At 73.6% G+C, this 22894-nt stretch carries 20 protein-coding genes and 1 pseudogene; 18 read left to right on the top strand and 3 right to left on the bottom strand.

Annotated features, from left to right (window positions below):
• Positions 1-64: 64 nt before the first annotated feature.
• From ABZ172_RS28635 to ABZ172_RS28565, 15 genes are all read left to right on the top strand, one after another.
• A complete protein-coding gene (locus ABZ172_RS28635; RefSeq protein ID WP_356888014.1) occupies positions 65-1651 on the top strand; it encodes a polyamine aminopropyltransferase in 1587 nt (528 codons plus the stop codon).
• 112 nt (positions 1652-1763) lie between these two features.
• Entirely contained in the window at positions 1764-2873 is a 1110-nt protein-coding gene (locus ABZ172_RS28630) for an SRPBCC domain-containing protein (protein WP_356888012.1), read from the top strand.
• Between the two features lie 154 nt (positions 2874-3027).
• Entirely contained in the window at positions 3028-3861 is an 834-nt protein-coding gene (locus ABZ172_RS28625) for an aldose 1-epimerase (protein WP_356888010.1), read from the top strand.
• 30 nt (positions 3862-3891) lie between these two features.
• Entirely contained in the window at positions 3892-4431 is a 540-nt protein-coding gene (gene pyrE, locus ABZ172_RS28620) for an orotate phosphoribosyltransferase (protein WP_356888008.1), read from the top strand.
• A gap of 166 nt (positions 4432-4597) precedes the next feature.
• Entirely contained in the window at positions 4598-5629 is a 1032-nt protein-coding gene (gene fbaA / locus ABZ172_RS28615; protein ID WP_356888006.1) for a class II fructose-bisphosphate aldolase, read from the top strand.
• An 82-nt stretch (positions 5630-5711) separates the two neighbouring features.
• A complete protein-coding gene (locus ABZ172_RS28610; RefSeq protein WP_356888004.1) occupies positions 5712-6899 on the top strand; it encodes a MalY/PatB family protein in 1188 nt (395 codons plus the stop codon).
• Positions 6900-7184: 285 nt separating this feature from the next.
• Entirely contained in the window at positions 7185-8684 is a 1500-nt protein-coding gene (locus tag ABZ172_RS28605) for a DHA2 family efflux MFS transporter permease subunit (protein WP_356888002.1), read from the top strand.
• Between the two features lie 3 nt (positions 8685-8687).
• Entirely contained in the window at positions 8688-9101 is a 414-nt protein-coding gene (locus ABZ172_RS28600; RefSeq protein ID WP_356888000.1) for a DUF3151 domain-containing protein, read from the top strand.
• Between the two features lie 156 nt (positions 9102-9257).
• Positions 9258-10106, top strand: a complete 849-nt coding sequence (locus tag ABZ172_RS28595; protein ID WP_356887998.1) for a tryptophan 2,3-dioxygenase family protein — start codon at positions 9258-9260, stop codon at positions 10104-10106.
• Positions 10099-11295 (top strand): kynureninase, encoded by a 1197-nt coding sequence (kynU, locus tag ABZ172_RS28590; RefSeq protein WP_356887996.1) that lies wholly within the window; start codon positions 10099-10101, stop codon positions 11293-11295. The genes ABZ172_RS28595 and kynU overlap by 8 nt, the downstream gene beginning before the upstream one ends.
• 115 nt (positions 11296-11410) lie before the next feature.
• The gene (locus ABZ172_RS28585) at positions 11411-12274 is read left to right on the top strand and encodes an alpha/beta hydrolase (protein ID WP_356887994.1); all 864 of its coding nucleotides are present in this window, start codon (positions 11411-11413) and stop codon (positions 12272-12274) included.
• A 73-nt stretch (positions 12275-12347) separates the two neighbouring features.
• Entirely contained in the window at positions 12348-13655 is a 1308-nt protein-coding gene (locus tag ABZ172_RS28580; protein ID WP_356887992.1) for a histidine kinase, read from the top strand.
• Positions 13652-14320 carry a response regulator transcription factor gene (locus tag ABZ172_RS28575; RefSeq protein WP_356887990.1) on the top strand — a complete coding sequence of 223 codons (669 nt, stop codon included), beginning with the start codon at positions 13652-13654 and terminating at the stop codon, positions 14318-14320. The genes ABZ172_RS28580 and ABZ172_RS28575 overlap by 4 nt, the downstream gene beginning before the upstream one ends.
• 9 nt (positions 14321-14329) lie before the next feature.
• Positions 14330-15535 (top strand): cytochrome P450, encoded by a 1206-nt coding sequence (locus ABZ172_RS28570; protein WP_356887988.1) that lies wholly within the window; start codon positions 14330-14332, stop codon positions 15533-15535.
• A gap of 270 nt (positions 15536-15805) precedes the next feature.
• Positions 15806-16222 carry a helix-turn-helix domain-containing protein gene (locus ABZ172_RS28565; RefSeq protein ID WP_356888029.1) on the top strand — a complete coding sequence of 139 codons (417 nt, stop codon included), beginning with the start codon at positions 15806-15808 and terminating at the stop codon, positions 16220-16222.
• A 15-nt stretch (positions 16223-16237) separates the two neighbouring features.
• Here ABZ172_RS28565 and ABZ172_RS28560 read toward each other — a convergent pair whose 3' ends face one another.
• Positions 16238-17074, bottom strand: coding sequence for a diacylglycerol kinase (locus tag ABZ172_RS28560; RefSeq protein ID WP_356887986.1), 837 nt, complete (start codon positions 17072-17074; stop codon positions 16238-16240).
• A gap of 186 nt (positions 17075-17260) precedes the next feature.
• Between ABZ172_RS28560 and ABZ172_RS28555 the strand changes: the two genes are divergently transcribed.
• Positions 17261-18544 (top strand): adenylosuccinate synthase, encoded by a 1284-nt coding sequence (locus ABZ172_RS28555; RefSeq protein ID WP_356887984.1) that lies wholly within the window; start codon positions 17261-17263, stop codon positions 18542-18544.
• A gap of 202 nt (positions 18545-18746) precedes the next feature.
• Here the strand turns inward: ABZ172_RS28555 and ABZ172_RS28550 are convergent.
• Positions 18747-19172: pseudogene (locus tag ABZ172_RS28550) on the bottom strand (phosphate ABC transporter substrate-binding protein); the annotation flags it as partial.
• Between the two features lie 98 nt (positions 19173-19270).
• Between ABZ172_RS28550 and ABZ172_RS28545 the strand changes: the two are divergent.
• A complete protein-coding gene (locus ABZ172_RS28545) occupies positions 19271-20155 on the top strand; it encodes a glycoside hydrolase family 19 protein (RefSeq protein ID WP_356887982.1) in 885 nt (294 codons plus the stop codon).
• Positions 20156-20378: 223 nt separating this feature from the next.
• Positions 20379-20867: a hypothetical protein gene (locus ABZ172_RS28540; RefSeq protein WP_356887980.1), complete on the top strand. Its 489-nt coding sequence runs from the start codon at positions 20379-20381 to the stop codon at positions 20865-20867.
• Positions 20868-20979: 112 nt separating this feature from the next.
• Here ABZ172_RS28540 and ABZ172_RS28535 read toward each other — a convergent pair whose 3' ends face one another.
• On the bottom strand, positions 20980-22770 hold the full coding sequence (locus ABZ172_RS28535; protein ID WP_356887978.1) for a serine/threonine-protein kinase: 1791 nt from the start codon (positions 22768-22770) through the stop codon (positions 20980-20982).
• Positions 22771-22894: the final 124 nt, after the last annotated feature.

The following is a 22894-nucleotide window of genomic DNA, read 5'->3' as shown; positions in this document are numbered from 1 at the left end:
TGCGCGTCACTTACATCCTTGTGGGTGACAAACGGCGACCTTCCGGTCACGTAGCGTTCGTTTCATGATCGACCAGCAGACGCCGTTGCGAGGGGGCGTGCCGTGCATTCCCGTCCGGCCGAGGACCGGGAGATTCCTCGTGCTGGCGGTGGTGTTCGTCTGCGCCGCGTGCGGTCTGGTCTACGAGTTGGAGCTGGTCGCCCTCGCCTCGTACCTGATCGGTGACTCGGTCACCCAGGCCTCGGTCGTGCTCTCCCTGATGGTGTTCGCGATGGGCATCGGCTCGCTGCTCGCGAAACGTTTACGCGCCAGGGCCGCCGTCGGGTTCGGCCTCCTCGAAGCCGCGCTCGCGCTCGTCGGCGGTTCGTCGGCGCTCATCCTCTACGCGTCCTTCGCCTGGCTCGGCGAGTCGCGCTACGCGCTGGTCGGCTTCTCGCTCGTGATCGGCGTCCTGATCGGTGCGGAGATCCCGCTGCTGATGACGCTGATCCAGCGGGTCGACCGGCAGGACGCGGGCGGGGCGGTGGCGGACCTCTTCGCGGCCGACTACGTGGGGGCGCTGGTGGGCGGGCTGGCCTTCCCGTTCCTGCTGCTGCCGGTCATGGGGCAGCTGACCGGGGCGCTGTTCACCGGTGCGGTCAACGCGGCGGCCGGCCTGGCGCTGGTGCTCTGGGTGTTCCGGCACGACCTGAACCCGCGCTCGCGCTGGCTGCTCGTCGCGGTGAACGCCGCGGTGATCGCCCTGCTCGCCACGGCCTCCGTCCTGGTCGACGATTTCGAGCGGGCGGCCCGGCGCGCGGTGTACGGCGGCGAGGTGCGGGTCGCGATGCAGACGGACCTGCAGGAGGTCGTCCTCACCGGCCCGAGGGACGGCTCCCTCGATCTCTACCTGGACGGACGGCTCCGGGTCAGCTCCCGGGACGAGTACCGCTTCCACGAGGCGCTGGTGCACCCGGCGATGAAGGGGCCGCACCGCCGGGTGCTGATCCTCGGCGGGGGTGACGGGCTGGCCGCCCGTGAGGTGCTGCGCTATCCGGACGTCACGTCCGTCGTGGTGGTCGAGCTCGATCCGGCCGTCACCCGCCTGGCCCGTACGGATCCCGCGCTCTCCGCGCTGAACGCGCACGCCTTCGACGATCCCCGGCTGACGACGGTCGCCGAGGACGCCTTCACCTGGCTGCGGGCCGCCCGCGACCGCTACGACGTGGTGATCTCGGACCTTCCCGACCCGGGGATCACCGCGAGCACGAAGCTGTACTCCGCCGAGTTCTACGGGCTGGTGGCCGGCGCGCTGGGCCCGGGCGGCCGGCTGGTGGTGCACGCGAGCCCGCCGAGCAACAGGCCGGCGACGTTCTGGACGGTGGAGGCGTCGGTGCGGGCGGGCGGTCTGTCGACCCGGCCCTACCGCGTCGAGGGGCGCCTCACCGGGTTCGCGGGCGGTCCTGACCGGGTCACCGACGGCACGGAGGCCCCGCGGGACTGGGGGTTCGTCCTGGCCGCCCGCTCGGCGGGGGGCCGGCTCGGCATGGATCCGGGGGCGCCGGCGCTGCGCACGCTGGGGGAGGGGGAGCTGCTGGCCGGCCGCCGCGCCGTGGAGCGGGCCCGGTGGCACGGGGTCCCGCCGTCGACGCTGGTCCACCCGCGGTACTGACCGGTGCGGAGCCGCGGCACGGGCGCGGCGGGAGGCGGCCGGGCGCGGTACGCGCGGTGTGCGGGGGCGGAAGCGCTGACGGGACGGCCGGGGCTGAGTAGGCTCGGTCGGTATGGAGCATGAGGTATTCGTTCCGGTTCCGGTACCGGCCCTGCGGCGGACGCTGGCCGACCCCGGCCGCGTCGCGCGCTGCGTGCCGGGATTCCAGCGGGACGCCGACGCGTCGGCGGGGCCGCTGGCGGGCCGGCTGAGATTCCGGGCCGGCGGCCACACGATCACCTACCGCGGGGCGCTGACGCTGCGGCCCTTCGGCGGGGGTGACTCCTTCGCCGTGAGCGGGGAGGGCACGGAGGCCCGGGGCGCGGGTTCGGCGAAACTGGCGCTGAACATCGTCCTCACGGCGGCGGACGGGGGGACGACGATCGCCTTCACCGGTGTGGCCGGTGGCGACGGCCGCATCGTGGACCTGGACGCACCGGTGGCGCTCGCCGCGGCGCAGCGGCTGCTGGACCGCTTCACCCAGCAGCTGGTGACGGAGTCCCTGTCGGCCCAGGACGGCGCCGCCGATGCGGGGGGACCCGGTGCCACGGAGCCCGACCCGACCGCGACCGGTGCCGCCGAGCCGTCCCCCGGGCCGTCGTCCTCCGAGCCGTCGTCCTCAGGGCCGTCGTCCTCCGAGCCGGGGTCCGGTGGTTCGGCGTCCGCCGACGAGCCGTCCGCCGGGCCGGGGGCGCCCTCGAAACCGGGGGCGGACGAGCCGGGGGCCTCCTCGGCGGGCCCGGACGCCCCGTCCGCCGACGCCCCGTCCGCGGACGCCCCGGACACGGATGCTCCGTCCGCCGACGCCCCCGACACGGATGCTCCGGACGCACCGTCCGCCGGAACACCCTCCTCCGGGCCGGGGAGCGCCGATCCGTCGTCCGCCGACCGGGAGTCCGTGTTCGACGCACCCGTGCCTCCGTCATCGCTCGACCCTTCCGAAGAGCTGGAGTTCACCGTGCCGGACGAGCCCCCCGCCGAGGCCGCCCATGCCCGCCGCACCATGATCGGCCGCAGCACGGAGGAGGTCGACCACGCTCCGCCGCGCGGCCGGTACGCCCCCGTGCCCTCGCCGGAGGAGGGCGTCGCGGGCCTCGCCCTGCGCTGGGCCGCCCCCGCCGCCGCCCTGGCGATCGCCTCCGCCGTGGTGGTGGGCAGGGCTCTGCGGCGCAGGCGGCTCTGAGAGGACGTGCTGCGGCCGGGCCGCCCGGCGGCGCCCGGCCCGCAGCCTCGTCGGTGGGACGACGCCGCGGGACGGCCGTCGCGCAGCCGCCCGCCGTGCGACGGCGGGGTGAGGGCAGTCCGGGGAAGGTGCGCGGCGCCAGTAGTGTCGGGGGGTGAGCACTGTGGTGAAGAACGCCAGGCTGACCGCCGGCGACGTCGAACTGATCGTTGACCCCGCGCACGGCTGCCGGATCAGCAGCCTGCGGATCGGGGGGACCGAACTGCTGCGCCAGGGCGAGCGGTACGGCTGCTTCCCCATGGTGCCGTGGTGCGGCCGGACCGAGAACGGCCGGTTCCGCAGCGGCGGTGTGCTGCACCGGATGCCGCTGAACTCCCCGCCGCACGCCATCCACGGCACCGGCCGCGACACCTCCTGGACGCAGGCCCGGCACGGGGACGCGGAAGCGGCCTTCTTCTACGACCTGGCCGACCCGTGGCCGTACGAGGGCCGGGTGACGCAGTCCTTCGAGCTGACCGAGGACACGCTGACGCTGAGCCTCGGCATCGAGACCTACGGCGACTCCTTCCCGGCCCAGGCCGGGTGGCACCCCTGGTTCCTCCGGAACCTCGGCGCCCAGGACGTACGCATCGACTTCGACGCGGAGTGGCAGGAGGAGCGGGGCGACGACCATCTGCCGACCGGGCGCCGGATCGCACCGTCGCCGAGCTCCCAACTCCGTTCCAGCGACGGGGATCCCCTCCCCGGCACGTGGGACGACTGCTTCGGGATGCCCGCGGGTGTCGACGTGAAGCTCACCTGGCCCGAACAGCTGGAGCTGACCGTCAAGAGCCGGGACGAGTGGGTGGTGATCTACGACGAGCAGGACGAGGCGGTCTGCGTCGAGCCGCAGACCGGACCGCCGAACGGGCTGAACACGGCCCCCCGGCTCGTCACCCCGATCGAGCCCCTGGAGATCACGACGACCTGGAGCTGGGCACGGCTCTGACCCCGTCCGGCAACGCTTACCCTCGTGGACATGACTGACGTACGCGCTGAGCTGCTCCAGCAGATCAAGGACAAGGCCGTGGTGCACGGCAAGGTGACCCTCTCCTCGGGGCTGGAAGCCGACTGGTACATCGACCTGCGCCGGGTCACCCTGGACGGCAAGGCCGCGCCGCTGGTCGGCCAGATCATGCTCGACGCCACCGCCGAGCTGGACTACGACTGCGTCGGCGGACTGACCCTGGGCGCCGACCCGGTGGCCACCTCGATGCTGCACGCCGCGGCGGCACGCGGTGAGCAGCTGGACGCGTTCGTCGTCCGCAAGGCGCAGAAGGCCCACGGGATGCAGCGCCGCATCGAGGGCACGGACGTCAAGGGCCGGCGCTGCCTCGTCGTCGAGGACACCTCGACCACGGGCGGCTCGCCGCTGACCGCGGTCGAGGCGGTGCGCGAGGCCGGCGGTGAGGTCGTGGCCGTCGCCGTGATCGTGGAGCGCGGTGCCGCCTCGGCGATCGCCGAGGCCGGTCTGCCGTACGTCCAGGTCTACTCCGTGGCGGACCTCGACCTCGCCTGACCTGCGGCTTCCTCTGGGCGCTCCCCGTTTCACGTGAAACAGGGAGCGCTACCCGACGGTCACCGTGGAGCCGGAGCGAGAGTCTGGGAAGATGAGGGCGACGATGACGTCGCCCCCAGGTCAGGGACCAAGCACCGCACACCCGCACATCCCAAGGAGCGGACAGATGCCCATCGCAACCCCCGAGGTCTACGCCGAGATGCTCGACCGGGCGAAGGCAGGCAAGTTCGCCTACCCGGCCATCAATGTGACGTCGACCCAGACCCTGCACGCTGCACTGCGCGGCTTCGCGGAGGCGGAGAGCGACGGCATCGTCCAGATCTCCACCGGTGGTGCCGAATTCCTGGGCGGCCAGTACAACAAGGACATGGTGACGGGCGCTGTGGCCCTCGCCGAGTTCGCGCACATCGTCGCCGCCAAGTACGACGTCACGGTCGCGCTGCACACCGACCACTGCCCCAAGGACAAGCTGGACGGCTACGTGCGTCCGCTGCTCGACGTCTCCGCGGAGCGCGTCGCCAAGGGTCTGAACCCGCTGTTCCAGTCCCACATGTGGGACGGTTCGGCCGAGACCCTCGCCGACAACCTGGCCATCGGGCAGGAGCTGCTGGCCAAGGCCGCCGCCGCCAAGATCATCCTTGAGGTCGAGATCACCCCGACCGGTGGCGAGGAGGACGGCGTCACCCACGAGATCAACGACGAGCTGTACACGACCGTCGACGACGCGCTGCGCACCGCCGAGGCGCTGGGGCTGGGCGAGAAGGGCCGCTACCTGCTGGCGGCGTCCTTCGGCAACGTCCACGGCGTCTACAAGCCGGGCAACGTCGTCCTGCGTCCGGAGCTCCTCAAGGACCTCCAGGAGGGTGTCTCCGGCACGTACGGCAAGCCCGCCGGCAGCCAGCCCTTCGACTTCGTCTTCCACGGCGGCTCGGGCTCCACGGCCGAGGAAATCGCCACCGCGCTGGAGAACGGCGTCGTGAAGATGAACCTCGACACGGACACCCAGTACGCCTTCACCCGCCCGATCGTGGACCACGTGTTCCGCAACTACGACGGTGTGCTGAAGGTCGACGGCGAGGTCGGCAACAAGAAGGTCTACGACCCGCGCAGCTGGGGCAAGTCCGCCGAGGGCGGCATGGCCGTGCGCGTCACCGAGGCCTGCGCCAACCTGCGTTCCGCCGGTACCAAGCTGAAGTAAGCACGTCACGGACGTGCGGCGGGCCCGGTCTCCCCTCGGGGAACCGGGCCCGCTCCATGCCCGAGGGAGTGAGGGAACCGCTGTGAGCAGGTCTGCGCGCTACGACTTCGACACCGTCATCGACCGCCGGGGGACCTGGTGCGTCCAGTGGGACGGCGTCGCGGAGCGCTTCGGGATGGACGGACTGCTGCCGTTCACCATCTCCGACATGGACTTCGAGACGGCGCCCGAGGTCCTGGCCGCGCTGCGTGCCCGTCTGGAGCACGGGGTGCTCGGCTACACCACCTGGCAGCAGGACGACTTCCTGTCGGCGGTGGCCCACTGGCACGGCACCCGGTACGGCTCGGCCGTCGACACCGCCCGGCTGGTCTACGGCCCGTCCGTGCTCAGCCAGCTCTCGCAGCTCCTGCAGATGTGGACGGCCGAGGGCGAGGGCGTGGTCGTCCACACCCCGACGTACGACGGTTTCCGCAAGGCGGTCCTGGGGCTCGGGCGGGAGCTGCGGGGGGTGCCGGTGGGCGACACGGAAGCCCTGGAACGGGAGCTGGCACGGGCCGACGCCCGGGTGCTGGTGCTGTGCTCGCCGCACAACCCGACGGGACGGGTGTGGACGGAGAGCGAGCTCCGGGAGACGGCGGCGCTGGCCCGCCGCCACGGAGTCGCTGTGATCAGCGACGAGATCCACGCGGACTTCGTCCATGAGGGGTACGTGCACGTCCCGTACGCCCGGATAGCCGACGAGGCGGACGGCACCGAGCGGGATGCCGGGCGCTGGGCGGTCATCACCTCCGCGTCGAAGTCCTTCAACTTCCCGGCGCTGACCGGTTCGTACGGGATCATCGGCGACCCCGCGGACCGCGCGGAGTACCTGCGCCGGATGGAGACGGCCGAGGGGCTCGCCTCGCCCGCGGTGCTGTCGTTGACCGCGCACATCGCGGCGTACCGGGAGGGCGCGGCCTGGCTGGACGCGGTCCGCGCGTACGTCACCGGGAACCTCGCGCTGGTCGCCGAGCGGCTGAACACGGAGTTTCCCGCGCTCGCCTGGGAGCCGCCGCAGGCCGGCTATCTGGCCTGGATCGACCTGCGCCCCCTGGGGGTGGACGACGAGGCGCTGCAGCGGGTCCTGATCGAGCGGGAGAAGGTCGCGATCATGCCGGGCTCGGTCTACGGGGCACCCGGGTTCCTGCGGCTGAACGTGGGGTGCCCGCGGAGCAAGGCCGAGGCGGGGGTGTCGGCCCTGGTGCGCGGGCTGAGGGCCGTGGGGGCGTAGCGGCGCCGCGGGCCCCGGGGGAGGCAGGGGATCCCGACGCAGGGGGACCCTCGCGGAGGCGCCCGGGTATCCCGGAAGGGCGACGGGGGAACGCCGGAGGGGCGACGGACGGGGGACACCGGCACGGTCCGGGCGCACCGGACGGGGACGCCCGAGCCGGCAGGGCCCCACCCCGGACGCGGCCCCGCCGCCCCGCCCCCCGGACACGCCCGCCCGGGCGCGCCACACCCGCCCGGGTGCGGTCAGGGAATGGCCATCGGGCCGGGTTGCGGCGAAGCTGCTCGTATGAAGGACGCGAACGGAGCGGACGGGGCCGGGATCCGGGTCGCCTCACCGGTGGGGCGCTGGGTCGTCCTGACCACCGTGCTGGGGTCGAGCATGGCGCTGCTCGACTCCACGGTCATCAATGTGGCCCTGCCCCGTATCGGCCGGGACCTGGGCACCGATCTGGCCGCCCTCCAGTGGACCGTCAACGCCTACATGCTCACGCTGGCGGGTCTCATCCTGCTCGGCGGCGCGCTCGGGGACCGGTTCGGGCGGCGGCGGGTGTTCGTCGTGGGGGTGGTCTGGTTCGCCCTCGCCTCGCTGTTGTGCGGCGTCGCGCCGAGCGCGGAGGTTCTGGTGGCCTCGCGGGCCCTGCAGGGGGCCGGCGGCGCGCTGCTCACCCCCGGTTCGCTGGCGATCATCCAGGCGAGCTTCCATCCCGACGACCGTGCCCGCGCCGTCGGGCTCTGGTCCGGGTTCGGCGGGGTCGGGGCGGCCGTCGGGCCGTTCCTCGGGGGCTGGCTGGTGGACGGACCCGGCTGGCGGTGGGTGTTCCTGCTCAACCTGCCGCTCGCCGCCGTCTGCGTGCCCGTCGCCCTGCGCCACGTGCCCGAGTCCCGGGACCCGGCCGCCCACGGCCGCTTCGACGTGCTCGGCGCCGCCCTCGCGGCGCTCGCGCTCGCCCTGGTCACCTACGCGCTGATCGAGGTGCCCGAGCAGGGCGCGTCCGTCCTGGTGATCGGTGCGGCGCTCGGCGGGGTGGCGCTCGCGGCGGCCTTCGTCCGGGTGGAGCGCCGGCGGGCCGCCCCCATGGTGCCACCGTCGATCTTCGCGTCGCGGCAGTTCACCGCCGTCAATCTGGTCACCTTCTGCGTCTACGCGGCTCTCGGCGGCTTCTTCTTCCTGACCGCGATCCAGCTCCAGGTGGTCGCCGGCTACTCGGCGCTCGGCGCGGGCACCGCGCTGCTCCCCACCACAGTGCTGATGCTGCTGTTCTCCGCGTCGGCCGGGGACCTCGGCCGACGCATCGGACCGCGGATCCCGCTCACCGTCGGTCCGCTGCTGGCCGCCACCGGGATGCTGCTGATGCTGCGGGTGGGTCCCGGCGCCTCCTACCCGCGGGACGTCCTGCCGGCCGTGCTGGTCCTGGGGACCGGCATGGTCACCCTGGTGGCCCCGCTCACGGCGACGGTGCTCGCCGCCGTGGACACCGGCCGGGCCGGGCTCGCCAGCGGCATCAACAACGCGGCGGCGCGGGCCGCCGGACTGCTCGCGGTGGCCGCGCTCCCCCTGCTGGCCGGGATGGGGCCCGAGGCCTACCGCGACGCGGGGGAGTTCGCCTCGACGTTCCGGCGGGCCATGCCGATGTGCGCCGGTCTGCTGGTGGCGGGGTCGGTGATCGCCTGGTGGGCCGTGCGGGCGGCTCCCGGCGCCCGGCCCGAGCCCCGGCCGGCGTGCTCGACGCACTGCGGGGTCACGGCCCCGCCCTTGGAGCCGGGGCCCGGGTCCGGGCACACTTGAGCCATGTCCATCCACGAGAACCTGCTCGGGGGCCCTGCCCCGACCCATCTCCCCGACGACCCTGAGCCGCGCGAGCTGCTCGCGGGCGGCGCGGCGCCCGCCGACGTCGCGGCGAAGTACCCCACGTCCTCGCTGGCCTGGGCGCAGCTGGCCGACGAGGCGTACGAGGGTGGCCGGGTCGTCGAGTCCTACGCCTACGCGCGCACCGGTTACCACCGCGGCCTCGACTCCCTGCGCCGCGCCGGCTGGAAGGGCCACGGCCCCGTCCCGTTCGAGCACGAGCCGAACCGCGGCTTCCTGCGCGCCCTGCACGCTCTCGCGCGTGCCGCGCAGGCGATCGGTGAGCAGGAGGAGTACGAGCGCTGCTCGTCGTTCCTGCGTGACTCCTCGCAGACCGCCGCCGACATCCTGAGCTGACACCGGCCCCGCCCTCCGGGCCCCGCGGGCAGCAGCCCGCGGGGCCCGACGCGTTCCGGGAGCGGCCGTTAGGATGCGGAACAGGGGACCGGAGCTCCACCACCCTCCGAGGAAGGGGCGGACCGCTACCCGGAAGCTCGTGTCGAGGAGACAGCGATGTCCACGTTCCACCCCGATCCCGAAGCCACCGGTGCGGAGACCCCGCACCTGGATTTCGCGGGTACGACGCCGTACGAGGACTACGTCCAGGCGGACGTCCTGACCCACCTCCAGCACCTGCGCTCGGACGATCCGGGCGAGATGGTCTTCCTGGTCACCACCCAGGTCATGGAGCTGTGGTTCACCGTCATCGTCCACGAGTGGGAGACGGCGGCGCACGCCCTGCGCGAGGACCGCATCCCGGTCGCCCGCGACGCCCTGAAGCGCTCGCTGCGGGAGCTGGAGGCGCTGAACGCCTCCTGGAAGCCGCTCGCCGGTCTCACCCCCGCCCAGTTCAACTCCTACCGCGGGTCCCTCGGCGAGGGATCCGGCTTCCAGTCGGCGATGTACCGGCGGATGGAGTTCCTGCTGGGCGACAAGTCCGCCTCCATGCTCGTGCCGCACCGGGGCGCCCCCCGGGTGCACGCCGAGCTGGAGAAGGCGCTGCACCAGCCCGGTCTGTACGACGAGACGCTCGCCCTGCTGGCCCGCCGCGGTTACACCGTGCCCCGGTCGGTGCTGGAGCGGGACCTGTCGCAGAAGTACGAGCCGTCCCCCGCGGTGGAGGCGGTCTGGGCGGAGATATACGCGGACGCGGACCAGAACGCCGAGCTCGTGCGGCTCGGCGAGGTGCTCACCGATGTCGGTGAGCTGGTGTGGCGCTGGCGCAACGACCACCTGACCGCGACCCGGCGGGCGATGGGGTCGAAGACCGGCACCGGCGGATCGGCCGGGGTCGCCTGGCTGGAGAAGCGGGCGACGAAGAGCGTGTTCCCCGAGCTCTGGACGGCGCGCAGCCATGTCTGACCTCAGGGAGCGCGCCGAGGCGCTCGACTCCGCCGACGGGCTCGCCGCACTGCGCGAGCTGTTCACCCTCGACGACACTGTCTACCTCGACGGCAACTCGCTGGGCGCGCTGCCCCGCCACGTCCCCGCGCGCATGCAGGAGGTCATCGCCCGTGAGTGGGGCTCCCTCCGCATCCGCTCCTGGGACGAGAGCGGCTGGTGGACCGCGCCCGAGCGGATCGGCGACCGGATCGCCCCGCTGGTCGGGGCGGCCGCCGGACAGATCGTGGTCGGCGACTCCACCAGCGTGAACGTCTTCAAGGCCGTGGTGGCCGCGAGCCGCCTCGCGGACGACGGCCGCGACGAGATCCTGGTCGACGCGACGACGTTCCCCACCGACGGGTACATCGCCGCGTCGGCGGCCCGGATGACCGGCCACCGCGTCGTCCCGGTCGCCCCGGCCGACGTCCGGGCCGCGCTCGGGCCCCGTACGGCGGTCGTGCTCCTGAACCACGTCGACTTCCGCACGGGCAGGCTCCACGACCTGCCCGGTCTCACAGCCGCCGCCCACGGGGCGGGTGCGCTCGCCGTCTGGGACCTGTGCCACAGCGCCGGTGCCCTGCCGGTGGGCCTCGACGCACACGCGGTCGACCTGGCCGTGGGCTGCACGTACAAGTACCTCAACGGCGGTCCCGGTGCGCCCGCCTACCTGTACGTCGCCGAGCGCCATCAGGCGGCCTTCGACTCGCCCCTGCCCGGGTGGACCTCGCACGCCGACCCGTTCGCGATGGCCCCGGGCTACGCCCCCGCCGAGGGTTCCGTACGGGGCCGGGTCGGCACCCCGGACATCCTGTCCATGCTGGCCCTGGAGGCGTCCCTGGACGTCTGGGACGGGGTGCCGGTGGACGCCGTGCGGGCCAAGTCCCTGGCGCTGACGGACTTCTTCCTGGAGTGCGTCGCCGCCCTGGTCCCCGAGGACCGGGTCGTGCCGGTCACCCCGGCCGCCCACGCGGAGCGCGGCAGCCAGGTCTCGCTGCGGTGCGTCGACGCCGGCGAGACGGAGACGGTGATGGACGCGCTCGTCGCGCGCGGTGTGGTCGGCGACCTGCGCCGGCCGGACATCCTGCGCTTCGGCTTCACCCCGCTCTACGTCGGCTTCGCCGACGCGGAACGGGCGGCCCGGACCCTCGCCGAGGTGCTGGCGGACTGAGCGCCCGCCGCCGTACCGGTCCATGATCAGGTCCGGTACGGCGGCGGCGCGCCGTGCTGGTACGGTCCCCGCAGGCCGGTCCATGTGGGCACGGGCCCAGGACGGTTGGAGCAGCATGTCGGATTCTGCCGGGCGTGACCGCAAGGCCGCCGAGACCGCGTCGGCGTTCGCGCATCCGGCGGTCGCCCCCGACGCGTCCGCGGCCTACGGGAGCCACCCCGACCAGGTGATCGACTTCTTCGCGCCGCGGGACGGGCGGACCGGGGCGCCGCTCGTCGTCCTCCTGCACGGCGGGGCCTGGCGGGCGCCGCACGACCGGCAGCACGTGTCGCCGTTCGCGGACTTCCTCGCGCGGCGCGGCTTCGCCGTGGCCAGCGTCGAGTACCGGCGCGGTGGCGAGGACCCCGGGCCGGACCCGGTCGCGGGGCGCTGGCCGGAGACCTTCGACGACGTGGCGGCGGCGATGGACGCCCTGCCCGCCCTGGTGGCCCGGGAGCTGCCGGCCGCCGATCCGCGCAGGACCGTCGTCACCGGTCACTCGGCGGGCGGGCAGCTCGCCCTGTGGGCGGCCGCCCGGCACGTCCTGCCGCAGGGCTCCCCGTGGCGGCTGCCCGCCGCACCGCCGCTGCGCGGGGTGGTCGCCCTGGCGCCGATCGGGGACTTCGCGAGCGCGGTGGAGCGGGACGTCTGCGCGGGCGCGCTGCACCAGCTCCTCGGCGCGGACGACTTCGAGGCGCGGAGCGCGCACGTCGATCCGGCCCTGCTGCTGCCGACCGGGATCGCCACGGCCGTCGTGCAGGGCGTCGAGGACACCACGGTCCCGCAGGCCGTCACGGAGGCGTTCGTGGACGCCGCGGCGAAGGCCGGCGAGACGGTGGGGCTGACGCTGCTGGACGGGATCGGCCACTTCCCGCTGATCGACCCGGCGGCGGACGCCTGCGCGGTGGTGGCCGAGGAGATCGCCCAGCTGGCCTGGTAGTACTTGCGACGGACGGCGGAGGATCCGCATCACTGCTGACGACCGGGGCGGGCGCGGCCCCTACCGTGGAAGCGTGACCGAGACCAAGACCCAGAGCCCGGAGCGCCGGGCAGCCGCGGCGGCGATAGACGGCCTTCGGCAGGACCTGTTCCACAACGTGTTCGACTACCGCCCGCTGGACCCGCTGGGCACGGACGGGCCCGTGATCCGACGCCTTCCGGCGCCCCTCCGCAGGGGCGCCGTCTGGTTCCCGCACGCGGTGGTGGGCCTCGTCGCGCTGTTCGCGCTGCTGGAGGGCGTCTTCGCCGCGAACACCCACTCCCCGTTCGGCATCGCGACCCTCATCACCGCGTTCCTCCCGGCCGGCACGCTGCTGATGACGATGGTCCGTCCCATCTTCGCGTTCTGGGTGTCGATCGTGTCGACCCCTGTGGTGGCGATCGTGGGCAGCGGCGACTGGCCCTGGCAGCCGGGCGCGTTCGCCTGCCACCTGGGTGTGCTGGTCGTGGTCGCGGCGAGGACACGGCCGCGTACCGCCGCCTGGATGTGGCTGATCACCCTGCTCGTCGGCAGCACCTTGGACAACATGGGCCCCGGCTTCTCCAACACCGCGCCGATGGCCGTCACTTCGGCCTTCGCGCTGCTCCTCGTCGTCATGGTGCAGGTCCGTCGTGAGGCACAGCACGAGGTCACCGTGCAGCGCACCGTCACCGCGGTCGAGCGTGACCGGCGCACGCTCCTGGAGGAGCGCACCACCATCGCCCGGGAGCTGCACGACGTCGTCGCGCACCACATGTCCGTCGTCGCGATCCAGGCGGAGGCGGCCCCGTACCGGGTGGAGAACCCGCCGCCCGAGCTGGAACAGGCCTTCGTCACCATCCGGGAGAACGCGGTGGCCGCGCTGACCGAGCTGCGCCGGGTGCTCGGTGTCGTCCGGGCGGAGGACTACGAGGCGCCGGACGCCCCGCAGCCCACCCTCGCCGAGATCGACCGGCTGCTGGACAACGTCCGGGAGACCGGGCTGGAGACCGAGAAGACGGTCACCGGGGCGGTGCGGGTGCTGCCGCAGGGCGTCGAGCTGTCGGCGTACCGGATCGTCCAGGAGGCGCTGAGCAACACGCTCCGGCACGCGCCGGGCGCCGCGGCCAAGGTGGAGATCGGCTATGTGCTGGGCGGGCTCGGGGTGCGGATCGTCAACGGCCCCGCGCGGGGGCTGGTCAAGCCGTCACCGGGCGCCGGGCACGGGATCACGGGGATGCGGGAGCGGGTCGCGATGCTCAACGGAGACATGACGGCCGGGGCGACCGGGGACGGCGGCTACGAGGTCGCCGTGTTCCTCCCGGTGCAGCAGGAGCGCGCCGAGGCCGGTGAGGAGGCATGAGCGGGACGCCCATCCGGGTCCTGATCGTCGACGACCAGATGATGGTCCGCGAGGGCTTCTCCGTGCTGCTCAACGCGATGCCCGGCATCGAGGTCGTCGGTGAGGCCGTCGACGGCCGGCAGGCCGTCTCCCAGGTCGCGGCGCTGCGGCCCGACGTGGTGCTGATGGACATCCGCATGCCGGAGCTGAACGGCATCGAGGCGACCCGGGAGATCGTCGCCGCCGACGCGGACGCCCGGGTGCTCGTCCTCACCACCTTCGATCTCGACGAGTACGTGTACCAGGCCCTGCGGGCCGGCGCCTCGGGCTTCCTGCTGAAGGACGCCTCGGCCCGGCAGCTCGCCGACGGCGTGCGGGTGGTGGCGTCCGGCGAGGCGCTGCTCGCTCCGACCGTGACCCGGCGGCTGATCACCGAGTTCTCGAAGATCGCCGATGCGCCGAAGCCCCCCGCCATGGCCAGGATCGGCGACCTCACCGAGCGGGAGACGGAGGTGCTGGTGCTGATCGCCCAGGGCCTGTCGAACCTGGAGATCGCCTCGCACCTGGTCGTGGCCGAGTCGACCATCAAGACCCATGTCAGCCGCATCCTGGTGAAGCTGGGGCTACGGGACCGGACCCAGGCGGCCGTGTTCGCCTACGAGGCCCGGCTGGTCACGCCCGGATAGCGTCGGCGCATGCACGTGTCCTTCGACCCCTGGTCCCCGGCGTTCGTCGCCGACCCGTACCCCGCCTACGCCGCGCTGCGCGCCACCGGCCGGGCGCACTACTTCGAGCCGACGCGGCAGTGGCTCGTCCCGCACCACCGCGACGTGTCCGGGCTGCTGCGCGACCGGCGGCTGGGGCGGACCTACCGGCACCGCTTCGGCCACGAGGAGTTCGGTGTCACCCCGCCGCCCGCCGCCCACGAGCCGTTCCACACGCTCAACGGGAACGGGATCCTCGACCTGGAGGCGCCCGACCACACCAGGATCCGGCGGCTGGTCGCCAAGGCCTTCACCCCCCGCCGGGTCGAGGCGCTGGTCCCGACCGTGGAGCGGCTGGCGGCCGGGCTCGTCGGGGACCTCGTCGCGGCGGGCGGCGGCGATCTGCTCGGCGCGGTCGCCGAGCCGCTGCCGGTGGCCGTCATCGCCGAGATGCTGGGCGTCCCGGAGGCCGACCGGGGGCTGCTGCGGCCGTGGTCGGCGGCGATCTGCGGGATGTTCGAGCTGAACCCGCCGGAGGAGGTCGCGCGGGCCGCCGTGGCGGCCTCGGTCGAGTTCTCCGCCTACCTGCGCGAGCTGATCGCCGTGCGGCGCGCGGACCCGGGGACGGACCTGATCTCCGCGCTGATCGCGGCGCACGACGAGGAGGACCGGCTGACCGAGCAGGAGATCGTCTCCACCTGCGTCCTGCTCCTCAACGCCGGTCACGAGGCGACCGTCAACGCCACCGTCAACGGCTGGTGGACGCTCTTCCGGCACCCCGGGCAACTGGCCGCGCTGCGCGCCGACCACGCCCTGCTGCCGACCGCCGTGGAGGAGCTGCTGCGCTACGACACCCCGGTGCCGATGTTCGCGCGCTGGGTCCTGGACGACATCGAGATCGACGGCACCGTCGTCCCGCGCGGTTCGCAGATCGCGCTGCTCTTCGCCTCGGCCAACCGGGATCCGGAGCGCTTCACCGACCCGGAGACCCTGGACCTGTCCCGGCAGGACAACCCGCACATCTCCTTCGGCGCCGGCATCCACTACTGCCTGGGCGCCCCGCTCGCCCGCATCGAACTGGCCGCGTCCTTCGGCGAGCTGCTGCGCAGGGCGCCCGGGATGCGGCTGACGGCGGAGCCGGAGTGGAATCCGGGGTACGTGATCCGGGGCCTGCGGGAGCTGCGCGTCGAGATCTGACACGGGCGCCCGGGTGCCCGGCCCCGGCAGGATCCGGACGCGGGGGGCGACCCCGGGCCGATACGTCCGGCGGCCGCCCGCCCCGCCCGTCCGTGGTGCCGGGAGCCCCCGGATTCCCCTGTGGGCGGCCTGCGGGAGGTGGATAGGGTCGGGGCCGTGGACGGAGCCAGGGAGACGGCGGAAGAGACGGCCGACGGGACCGGTGAGCCCGGGACGGCGGCGGGCGGCGAGGACGCGGTGGTGCGCTTCGTCGAGCGCTTCGCGGCCGAGATGACGGAGGCCGGGATGCAGCGGACGGCCGCACGCGTCTTCGCGTCGCTCCTCGCCGCGGACGACGCGTCCATGACCTCGGCGCAGCTCGGGAGACAGCTCCGGATCAGCCCGGCCGCGGTGTCGGGGGCGATCGGCCACCTCACCCAGGTCGGCATGGTCGGCCGCGAGCGGGACCCCGGCTCGCGCCGGGACCGCTACCGCCTGCACGACGGGATCTGGCACGCCACCTTCGCCCACCGCGACCAGGCGCTGACCCGGTGGGGGCACACGCTGCGGGACGGTGCGCGCTCCCTGGGCGAGGGCACCCCGGCCGGGGCGCGGCTGAGCGAGACGGCGGAGTTCTTCGCGTTCATGCAGGCCGAGCTGGTCGGCGTCCTGGACCGGTGGGACGAGAGCCGCAGGACGCCGGGCTGAGGGGGCGGGCCGGGCTCAGGTTCCCGTCGCCGGGAGCACCAGCCCCCAGGCGTCCGCGTGCACGGTCCAGGTGCGGGTCCTGACGGGGCCCGCGACCTGTATGTCCGCGCGGTAGCGGAAGTCGGGCCCGGAGACCGTGACGGCCTTGGCCTCGGCGGTGTGCGTCTCGCCGGAGGCCGTGTGGACCGTCACGTCCGCCAGGCCGCCGTCGCCCTGGGCGGCCAGCGACACCCCCTCGACGGGCCGGTCGAGGTCGTTCAGCAGGACCCCGTCCGCCTCCACCCGCAGCCGGTGGGTCCGGGACGGCCCGGAGGGCGAGGGCGGTGCGGGGCGGACCAGCGAGGCCACCAGGGTGCGGCAGGCGTCCCAGACCGTGTGCGGCGGTCCCGGGGAGGCCGTGGCGGCCGGGATGCGCAGCTCTCCGAGCACCACGCCGTCGCTGTCGTCGACCAGGAGGTCCAGCCGCCTGCGGGCCCCGTCGAGCGCGGTGCGCGCCGCCGCGACCGCCCCCCGGGGCACGCCGAGCGCGTAGCTGAGCTCCAGCGTGTGCGCGGCGCCGACCGGGACCAGCGACAGGGCGCTGCCGGACAGCTCCCGCTCGCGGTGGAGCTGGGACACGGCGCGCAGCAGCGCGTGGTCGTCGCCCACCACGACCGGGCGTCTGGAACCGCGCCGGGACAGGGCCCGGGCGAATTCCTCGGGGCCGTCCGCGAAGCAGATCTTCGTGTGCGCGCCGGCGCTCAGGACGTCCTTCGCGATGCGCACGGACTCCCCGTCGTAGCGGCGGGCAAGGGGGTCGATGAGCACGAGTAGCTGGTGGTCGCCGTCGCCGGGGGGCTCTGCAGCCGACACCTCGGTCCTTCCTCGGGTAGCATCTTGGTGCAAGAGCCCCTTGCGCTATTGCGCCAGGGGCTTGGTCTATTCCGGGGCACCCGGTTCGACGGCTCAGGCTTTGCCGCACATCGTCGTGCGGCAGGTACGACCTTTACGTACGCCCCCTGGCCTTGGACATGCCCCGCCCGGAAGGGGTGTACGCCTGTGCCCGCACTTGTGCTGCTCGGTGCTCAGTGGGGTGACGAGGGCAAGGGGAAGGCCACCGACCTCCTCGGTGGATCCGTTGACTATGTGGTGCGCTACCAGGGCGGCAACAATGCCGGCCACACGGTCGTCGTGGGCGACCAGAAGTACGCGCTGCATCTGCTGCCCTCCGGAATCCTGTCGCCGGGGTGTACTCCGGTCATCGGTAACGGTGTCGTCGTCGACCCGGCGGTCCTGCTCTCCGAGCTGAGCGGCCTGAACGAGCGGGGCGTCGACACGTCCAAGCTCCTGATCAGCGGAAACGCCCATCTGATCACTCCGTACAACGTCACCGTCGACAAGGTGACGGAACGCTTCCTCGGGAAGCGCAAGATCGGTACGACCGGGCGCGGCATCGGCCCGACCTACGCCGACAAGATCAACCGGGTGGGCATCCGCGTCCAGGACCTCTACGACGAGTCGATCCTGGAGCAGAAGGTCGAAGCGGCGCTGGAGCAGAAGAACCAGCTGCTCGCCAAGGTCTTCAACCGGCGCGCGATCGAGTCCGGCAGGATCGTCGAGGAGATGCTCCAGTACGCGGAGCAGATCAAGCCGTTCGTCGCCGACACGACGCTGATCCTGAACGACGCCATCGACGAGGGCAAGGTCGTCCTCTTCGAGGGCGGCCAGGGCACCCTGCTGGACGTCGACCACGGCACGTACCCCTTCGTCACCTCGTCGAACCCGACCGCGGGCGGCGCCTGCACCGGTGCCGGCGTGGGCCCGACGAAGATCAGCCGGGTGATCGGCATCCTCAAGGCCTACACCACTCGCGTCGGCGCCGGCCCCTTCCCGACGGAACTCCTCGACGAGGACGGCGAGGCGCTGCGCCGGATCGGCGGGGAGCGCGGTGTCACCACCGGCCGTGACCGCCGCTGCGGCTGGTTCGACGCCCCGATCGCGCGGTACGCGACCCGGGTCAACGGCCTCACGGACTTCTTCCTCACCAAGCTGGACGTGCTGACCGGCTGGGAGCGGATCCCGGTGTGCGTGGCGTACGAGATCGACGGCAAGCGCGTCGAGGAGCTCCCGTACAGCCAGACCGACTTCCACCACGCGAAGCCGGTCTACGAGACGCTGCCGGGCTGGTCCGAGGACATCACCAAGGCCAAGACCTTCTCCGACCTGCCGAAGAACGCGCAGGCGTACGTGAAGGCGCTGGAGGAGATGTCCGGCGCCCCGATCTCCGCGATCGGCGTCGGCCCCGGCCGCACCGAGACGATCGAGATCAACTCGTTCCTCTGAGGGCCGTCCCGTGACCGCGCCCCCACCGGGGGCGGGCGGGACCTCCCCCGGGGAACGGCGCGGGTGCGGCACGACGGCGTACGAGGGCCGGACCTTCCCCGGGGAGGTCCGGCCCTCGTGCCGTGCGGGGGGTCCGCAGGCCGCGGCGGGGCCGGGGCGGGGCGGGGCGGCCGGCCGCGGCGCCCGCGGGTGCGCGTCCCGCTCAGTCCTGCCCGCAGAGCCGCATCCCCGTCGGTGTCGCGCAGGGCAGGTGGCCGTTGGTGCGCATGACGTCCTCCCCGTAGTCGTCCAGGTAGTTCAGGAAGCCCGCGACCAGGGAGTCCGCGGGTGGCGACCCGTAGGTGTACGCGTACTCGACCTCCCGGTACGGGTAGCTGCTGGTGGCGATCGTGTCCACGGACGGGGCGACGCCGTCGATGGACAGGCGGTGCGCCCCCTCGGGCACCTCGCCGCCCCGCAGCTCGGTGTAGCCGATCGCCCCGTCCAGTCCGGCGACCTCGGCCAGGACCTGGTCCGTGCCGTCGAGTTCGCAGCGGAGCACCGGGGCGTCGGCGTAGTCCTTGGTGACGCAGTCGCGGGAGGACGCGGCGAGCTCGTTGGCGTCCAGCACACGGCGCTGGAAGTTCTGGTCTAGACCTTGACAGGTCCAGACCATCGACGCTTCAGTTGGTCCACCCCCATGGCGGCGCACGCTCGGCGCGGGCGCCGCGACGAAGGAGTGATCACGTGGCCAAACGTGTCATGAGCCTGATCGCCGCACTGGGTGCGGTCCTCGCGACGTTCGTCTTCCTCCCCGCCTCCACCGCCTCGGCCGCCGCCTGCGCCCCGGCCTGGAACGCCTCCTCCGTCTACGTGGGCGGCGGATCGGCCTCGTACAACGGGCACAACTGGTCCGCGAAGTGGTGGACGCAGAACGAGCGGCCCGGCACGACCGACGTCTGGGCCGACCAGGGCAGCTGTGGATCCGGCGGCTCGGAGGAGCCGAACCCCACCGGCTTCGTCGTGAGCGAGTCCCAGTTCAACCAGATGTTCCCGAGCCGGAACTCCTTCTACACCTACAGCGGCCTCACCGCCGCGCTCAGCGCCTACCCCGGCTTCGCCAACACCGGCAGCGACACGGTCAAGAAGCAGGAGGCGGCGGCGTTCCTCGCCAACGTCAGCCACGAGACCGGCGGCCTCGTGCACATCGTGGAGCAGAACACCGCCAACTACCCGCACTACTGCGACACCAGCCAGCCCTACGGCTGCCCGGCCGGCCAGGCCGCCTACTACGGCCGCGGCCCGATCCAGCTGAGCTGGAACTTCAACTACAAGGCCGCGGGTGACGCGCTCGGCATCGACCTGCTGGGCAACCCCTGGCAGGTGGAGCAGAACGCGTCCGTGGCCTGGAAGACCGGCCTCTGGTACTGGAACACCCAGTCCGGCCCCGGCACCATGACGCCGCACAACGCCATGGTCAACGGCGCCGGCTTCGGTGAGACCATCCGGTCCATCAACGGCAGCATCGAGTGCAACGGCGGCAACCCCGCCCAGGTGCAGAGCCGTATCAACACGTACCAGGCGTTCGTCCAGATCCTCGGCACCACCCCCGGCTCGAACCTGGGCTGCTGACCCGGCCCCATCCCGGGGAGCGGGGGCGCGACCGGCCGCTGCCGGCCGCGCCCCCGTCTCGTGCGTCCGCCGTCCCGCCACCGTCGCTCGGGCGCCGGCGTCCCGCGTGCCCGGCGTCCCGCGTGCTCGGCTTCCCGGCCGCCCGGGGCCCCGTGTCCGCGGTGCACCTCCGGGAGCGTCCCCGATTCGTTCTCCGGCACGGGGGTTGGCAGGATCACCCCCCATGGACACGGACAGCACCGGAACACCGCCCACGACCACCGAGGACCGGCTCGCCCGGATCGGGCACGTCCTCGCCCTGCCCTTCCCCACGGGGGAGGAGAGCGAGGACAGCGGTGCACGCAGCAGCGGCCCCGGACACCACCTGCTGATCCTGCAGGCGAGCCAGGACTTCTGGGACGACCGCTCCCCCGAGACCGTCGAACCCGCCGAGCAGGAGATCGAGTCCGAGTTCAGCGCGCTGGCCACGGCGCTGAGCGAGCGGTGGGGCGAGCCCGAGACCGTCGACCTCTGGCCCTTCCTGGAGCGGGACGACGACGAGGGCACCGCCCCGGAACCGATCGGGCAGCTCAGCAACCTGGCGGGCAGCATGCAGGTCTGGCGTGTGCCCGGAGGCACGCGCTGGCTCGGCCTCGCGGTCGGTCAGGCCGATCCGGAATTCCCCATCTGGCTGCTGGCCGCGGTCGGCGAGGCGGCGACCCTGCCGGGGTGAGGGCGGACCGGCCTCCGCAGGCCGCTGCCCCGGGCCCCCAGGGCGCGGCACGACCTGCGGCTCGCCTTCCGCGCGGTGGACCGCACGGCGTGAGCCGGCCGGCCGCGGCGGCTCAGCCCGTTCTGGTGTACGTCAGGCTCTGGCCGGTGGACGCGATCTCACGGTGCAGGGTGCCGTCGGGCAGCAGCTTCAGGGTGGTGGGCTTCCCCGGGCTGCACGAGGCCATCGGTTCGCCCGAGGTGATCCGGGAGGCCCCGACGTGGACGGCGCCGTCGGAGGAGGGATCGCTCGTCAGCCGGGCCTCGAACACACAGCGGTACGCCCCGCCGGTGTCGAGCGGGCCCTCGGCGGTGAGGGTGAGCACGTCGTCGCCCACCCCGCCCTGCCGGACGACGAGTTGCCGGGTGGCGGTGCCCTCTCCGCCGACGTGCGCGGTCCAGGTCCCCAGCAGTCCGGAGGGGATCGGCCCGTCCTCGGCCTCGTGCTTCGCGTCGTCCGCACCCGTGCCGCCCTCGGACGAACCGGCGCTGGAGGAGGCCGTCGAGCCGCCCCCGCTCCGCAGGACGGCGTAGACGCCCCAGCCCGCCCCCGCGGCGACGAGCAGCGCCACGGCGACCAGCAGCAGGACCGAGCCCGCGCCGCGGCGGCGGGCGGGGACCGGCGGAGCGAAGCCGGTGGCCGGGCCGTGCGGGGGAGTGGGGCCGTATCCGTATCCGTGGGCGGGAGTCTGCTGCTGGGGGTAGCCGTACGCGTGCGGCGGCGCCGGGTGCGCGGCGGGCACGGGCGGGCCGTTCCCGGCCGGGTGCCGCTGGGTGACCGCGGTCGGCCGGACCGGTGCGGGGGACGGCGTGGGCGCGGGCGCCGTCGGCGCGGACCGCGGCTCCGGGCCGCTCTGCCCGGGGGCCTGCCGCTCCGGGGAGCCGTCTTCCGGGGTGCCCTTCCCCGGGGCGTCCTCTTCCGGGGCGTCCTCCTCCGGGTCCTCGAAGTCCAGCAGTTCCACGGCGTGCCGGCCCAGTTGGGCGATCAGCGCACCGGGCAGCCACGGTTCCGCGGTGTCCGTGCCGCCCAGCCGCTCCAGGACGGCGCCCGCGTCGGGCCGTTCGGCCGGATCCTTCGCGAGGCAGTCCCGGATCAGCCCGACCAGGCCGTCGGGCACACCGGTGAGGTCCGGTTCCTCCTGCGCGATCCGGTACATCAGTGCGTGGATCCTGCTGTCCGCCGTACCGAACGGCAGTCGGCCGGTCGCCGCGTACACCAGGACGGAACCCAGGCAGAACACGTCGCAGGCGGTCGTCACCCGCTCGCCCCGTATCTGCTCGGGCGCCATGAAGCCGGGGGAGCCGACCATCCCGCCGGTGCGGGTGAGGCCGCCGTCCGTGACGGTGTCCAGGGCGCGGGCGATCCCGAAGTCGATGACCCGGGGGCCGTCGATCGTCACCAGGACGTTGGACGGTTTCAGGTCACGGTGGATCAGCCCGGCTCCGTGGATCGCGCGGAGCGCCCCGGCGAGCCCGGCGCCCAGGATCCGGACGGAGCGTTCGGGGAGCGGACCGTACGCCCCCGAGTCGGACACGAGCGCGCCCGGGCGGCCCGAGACGATCTGCTGGAGCGAGGGGCCGGCGACGTACCCCGTGGCCACCCACGGCACCGCGGCGTCCACCCCGGCGTCCAGCACCGGCGCGGTCCAGGAGCCGCCGACCTTCCGGGCGGCCTGCACCTCGGCCCGGAAGCGGTCGCGGAACTGCTGCTGCTCGGCGAGCTCGGAACGGACCAGCTTGAGGGCGACGGTGCGGCCCCGGTCCGAGCGGGCCAGGAACACCTGGCCCATCCCGCCGGCGCCGAGACGCCCCAACAGGCGATAGCCGCCTATGCGTTGCGGATCGCCGGAGCCCAGCTTCTCCATGGTGCGCTTCCTCCCCTGCGACCGTGGGTCGAGAATAGCGGCGGCCCCGGACCGGACCCGCCCGCAGCCCCGGGGCACCGCGACCGGCGCGGCCCCGGCCCGCCGCGGACCGGCCGGGCCGCCG

The sequence above is a fragment of the Streptomyces sp. NPDC006296 genome (assembly GCF_040613235.1).
In the GTDB taxonomy this organism is placed as follows: domain Bacteria; phylum Actinomycetota; class Actinomycetes; order Streptomycetales; family Streptomycetaceae; genus Streptomyces.
Note: the sequence above shows the minus strand (reverse complement) of the source record. Positions and strands in the feature narration are given on the sequence as shown.